The 4,678-nt window shown below is 64.0% G+C and carries 3 protein-coding genes; 2 read left to right on the forward strand and 1 reads right to left on the reverse strand.

Translation table 11 applies throughout. The annotated features are described in order from the left end of the window. Nucleotides 1–28: 28 nt before the first annotated feature. Nucleotides 29–2,071 (reverse strand): acyltransferase family protein, encoded by a 2,043-nt coding sequence (locus N4R40_RS11410; protein WP_261607510.1) that lies wholly within the window; start codon nucleotides 2,069–2,071, stop codon nucleotides 29–31. 159 nt (nucleotides 2,072–2,230) lie between these two features. On the opposite strand from N4R40_RS11410, the gene N4R40_RS11415 reads away from it, so the two are divergent. Together N4R40_RS11415 and N4R40_RS11420 are read left to right on the forward strand one after the other, a co-directional pair. Continuing rightward, complete coding sequence (locus N4R40_RS11415) at nucleotides 2,231–3,385, forward strand: glycosyltransferase (RefSeq protein WP_261607511.1); 1,155 nt, start codon at nucleotides 2,231–2,233, stop codon at nucleotides 3,383–3,385. Between the two features lie 115 nt (nucleotides 3,386–3,500). Beyond that, nucleotides 3,501–4,676, forward strand: coding sequence for a polysaccharide biosynthesis protein (locus tag N4R40_RS11420; RefSeq protein WP_261607512.1), 1,176 nt, complete (start codon nucleotides 3,501–3,503; stop codon nucleotides 4,674–4,676). Nucleotides 4,677–4,678 lie beyond the last annotated feature (2 nt).

A 4,678-nucleotide genomic window follows, 5' to 3' on the forward strand; every position in this document is an offset into this window, starting at 1 on the left:
GATCCGGGGTCAAGGCCCCACGGCGGCGTCAAAGGTATCCAGCGTCGTTGAGTCGCTCGTGCAGCAGCGGCGCTAGGCGCGCCGAATACTGACGCGTGATGTGCATCTCGTCGCGCATGGTCGGTGTTGATCCAGCGAATGCAGGGCATTGTCCGTCCACGCACAGCCACTCTTCGGTGGTCAAGTAAACAGCTCCCATCGCGGTCACGGCGGCGGCCTCGCCCTCGATGACCTCTCGGTAGACATCGTTAACGGTGTGTACGCAGTCGGCGGGTGTGCTGCCGGCCACAGCGCAGTCGACTTCCTCAGTCCGTAGAGATGGTGAAGCAAGGAATACGACGTGATCGGTGATTTGCTTTAGCTGCGCTGCCAGGTGCGCGGTTGCCAGAGCCCAGCGATATGACCCGCCGCCCGTGAGGGGGTCGGCGGGTGGATCCAGTTGGTAGACCCCGGTGTACAGGTCGCTGACGAGGATGAGATCGGGCTGGCGTTCGCTTGCCTGAGCGAGAGCCTCAGCCTGGTGCGCCTTGCATGCCACAATTCTGGCGTCGTTCTCGTCCGCTACAGGTATGTTGATCTGAGAACACGACGCCATCATGAGGCCCTTGACGTTCCAATCCTCACCGAGCGCCGCGCGTATCGCCGGCAGCAGCACGATCGCGGTGGAGTCGCCCATTACGACAGCGGTGCGCGTGGCTCCATCGTGGGTGAAGCTGCAAGCATCGGGATCGTTGAGATCGACCTGGCTGCAGCCTTCCTGGTCCTCTTCGGGTAGTCCGGCGGTTGCGACGTCGGCCATCGACGGGACAAGCGGTGGCCATTGCTTCTGGTCCAACGCCTCCCGCAACTCTGCGTCGACTTCCTCTTGGGTGTTGAACGCCCCCGCGCTATCTGGTGCAGTGGCGACGCTTGGCGTCGCGGGTAGAACGATGAGGCCGCCAACGATCACGGCTACCGCAGCGGAGGATGCCGTTGCTGTGGCCGCCCAGTTCTTCCATTTACTGTCTCGAGTGAGCCAGCGTGCTCGACGTAGGGGATTCTCTACGAGGTAGTACGTGAGGATCGCGAGCAGTGTTGTGATTGCAAGGACAGCGACGAGGAACTTGCGCTGATGCACGGTGACGATCGCGCCCAGAAAGACGATGACTGGAAGATGCCAGAGGTAAAGCGAGAATGACCAGTCGCCGACCTTAACGGCCACCCTGTTGGTCAGGGGCCATAACTCGGGTGGGCGAGAGCCAGTTCCGGCGATGATGATAGCCGCGGTCGCAATCGTCGCCGGCAGCGCGCCCGGCACCGGCATACTTCCTTCTCCCGTCGTCAGCAGCGCTATGACGAGCACAGCGATGCCAGCCCAGGCGATCGGCGCACGCCATCGATCGCGCATCTGTGCAAGGAGAGGTGCAGCCACCGCAATGAGCGCACCGAGCGCCAGCTCCCAAGCTCGAGTGAGCGAGGAAAAGTAGGCCATCATCGGCTGCGAGTCTGTTTGCGCGTATCCCCAAGCGAGCGAGGCAAGGAGCACTGCTGTCAGCGCAACGGCGATCACCGTGAGTGGCCGGAGGCGTACACGGACGGCGATGATCGCCGCAGTTGCGAGGAGGGCAGGCCAGAAGAGATAGAACTGCTCCTCCACGCCGAGTGACCAATAGTGCTGGAGGGGCGAGGTGGCGCCCGTATCTGCCCAGTAGTCCACACCTTCGGCAGCGAACCGCCAGTTCCCGACAAAGAACAGGGCGGCGATCGCATCCAGCGCGATCGCGCGGGCACGCTCACCGCCGAAAACCAGCCAACTAGCAGCGACTGTGACCGCGAGGACGAGCGTGGACGCGGGGAAGATGCGCTTGACTCGCCGTCTATAGAAGTCGACGAACGAGACGCGTCCCGCGCGCTCCTGCTCTCTTAGCAGCAGAGCGGTGATGATGTACCCCGAGACGACGAAGAAAACGTCGACACCCAGGAAGCCACCGTGCGGCCACCCGATTGCATGGTTGGTGATCACCGCGAGCACCGCTACAGCACGAAGGCCCTGCACGTCAGGCCGCCTTGACGACGGGCTCACAGTATGCACGAGCAGAGTCTATGAGCAACACGCTTGGCGATTTGCATTCCTAAGGCGCGTCCGGCACCGGAGAGAGCTCTTCTGACTTCCCACTCCGAGCAATGCGAGGCCGACGCGCCCCGTCGTCTAGGCTCAAGGCACCGGGGAGAAAGTGGTGGGTGCTGTCGCATGGCTGGGGTGATCGTCCATGAGTGGCTTGCTCAAACGGGTGGATCGGAGAATGTCTTCGAGGTACTGAGCAGCGTCTTCCCTGATGCAGATCGCTACTGTCTCTGGAACTCGAGCGGCGGGCGATTCGCGGATGTCGGCGAGACATGGCTGGCGCGGACGCCGCTGAAGGGCCACAAAGCTGCGGCGCTCGCTCTGATGCCGATCGCGTGGCGCAGCTTGCCCGCCGTTGACGCGGAGTGGGTACTGACGAGCAGCCATGTCTTCGCTCACCATGCGCGGTTTCGAGGACCGGCTCGCGACGCGCCGAAGCTGGTCTACGCGCATACGCCCGCGAGGTACGTCTGGGTGCCGGAGCTTGACGGTCGTGGTCACAGCCTGCCCGCGCGGGCCGTCGCGGGGATTCTCAAGCCGCTGGACCGCAAGCGTGCTCAGGAGCCCGTCGCCATCGCCGCGAACAGCGGTTTCGTCGCGGAGCGCATTGCGACGGCCTGGGAGCGGGAATCCACCGTCATCTATCCACCTGTCGACGTCGAGTACTTCAATAGTGTCGATGCGATCGAGCTGTCGGGCGAGGAACAGCTGGTGTTCGACGCGTTGCCCCGCGAATACCTGCTCGGTGTGTCGAGACTTATCCCCTACAAGCGAATCGATCTCGTGATCGAAACCGGAGCTGCGACGGGGATACCCGTCGTGATCGCGGGGGAGGGGCCCGATCTGGCGAGACTGGAGTCGCTCGCGGAACGCGCGTCGGCGCGAGTCACTTTCGTCGGCAGGCCGTCGAGAGCACTTCTGGCGCAACTGTATCGCAGTGCCAGCGCGGTGGTGTTCCCGCCGATCGAAGACTTCGGGATCATACCCGTCGAGGCGATGGCCGCAGGAGCTCCTGTCATCGTGAATGCAGTCGGGGGTGCGGCGGAGTCCGTGGTGCACGGCCTGACGGGTGTTCACGTGCATGACTGGCAGCGCGACGAGCTGAGCGCAGCGGTGGAACTCGCCGTGAGCCTGAGCGCAGAGCAGTCACGCGCTCAGGCCGGCCAGTTCGACACAGCGACCTTCGCCAGTCGTGTGAGGCAGTGGGTTGCTACCACTCAGCACCCGGGGGGTGCAGGAGCTCTCGGAGGCTCTGCCGCTCACGGCGGAGCAACTCGGTGATGCCGGCCCTGGGGAGGACCTGCGGGTCGAGCCGCTATCCCCGGAGGCTCTCCGGGAGCCGAGAGGCGAGGTGAGAATGCCTCCATCTGCCGAGCGAGCGCGGTCTGGTTCGTCAGTGACCACTGTTGCGCGGCGGTTGCTCGGCTTCACTACTCTGCCGCTGCTCAGCCTCGTCATCCCACTGTTGGCGCTGCCCATCGTCGCCCGCGTCGACGGCGCAGCGGGATGGGCCGCTCTCGCTGTGGGGCAGGCGGTGGGCTCGTACGGTGCGGCGGTTGCCTACGTCGGATGGAACGTTCTGGGTACTCCGACGGTGGCAACGGCTCGCGAACCTGAAGTGCGCCGGGATCTGTACGCGCGATCGTTCTACGCGCGCTTGATGGCGTTGGCAGTTGTGATCCCCGTCGTCGCAACAGTGGCCATCGTGATCGTCCCGGGCGATGAGGCGCACACGGCTATTCTCTTCGCAGTCGCGTCCGCGCTGGGTGCCTTAGGGGTTGCGTGGTATGGAGTCGGCGTCTCGTCTCCTGGGCTGATCGCCATGTTTGATCTATTGCCTCGTCTTGCTACGACGCTGATCACTATTCCGCTCGTTCTGCTCGTCCGCGACGGTCTGCCGTACGCCATCGGGCTCATCGTTGCACCGATCCTCGGGCTGCTCGCTTTCCACTTGCGGTTCTTTGGGAGGGCCGTGCCTCGATGGTGCGGGTTCGCCGTGCTGCGAGCGGACATTCGAAGAAACCGGTCTGCGTGGGCGATAGAGGCAACCGGCAACCTCTACTCCAGCGCGCCGGTTCCCTTCGCCTCGGTCTTTGGTGATTCGGTTGGTGTGGCGGCATACGCATCCGGCGACCGCATCTATCGGTACTCGCTTTACGCAGTCGTTGCCGGCGGTAACGCGCTACAGGGCTGGGTGCTGGAAACCGATACGAGCCGAGCCAGACGCAACTTTGTCGCCATCGCGTTGATGCTAGGGATCGGATTGCTGGGGGGTATCGCGATCGCCGTCTTCGGCGTGCCCGCGACCTCGCTCCTCTTCGGTCGCGCCGTCGTTGCGACCCAGCTTGCGATGGTGTATCTCGCGATCGCCTTCTTCTCGGTCGCGGCGTCGACTCCGCTCATCCGAAACATCCTGATCCCGGGGGGGCTCGATCGGCAGGTGCTCAACACCACGCTGTGTAGCGCTGGTGTTGGATTGGTGGTGATGGCCTTGGCTGCATCAGCCTGGGGCGCGTCCGCTGTCGCCATCGGACTGGCCGTTAGTGAGACGATCACGGGGCTTGACCCCTGATC

This window comes from Microbacterium memoriense, from assembly GCF_025398275.1.
Lineage (GTDB): Bacteria > Actinomycetota > Actinomycetes > Actinomycetales > Microbacteriaceae > Microbacterium > Microbacterium memoriense.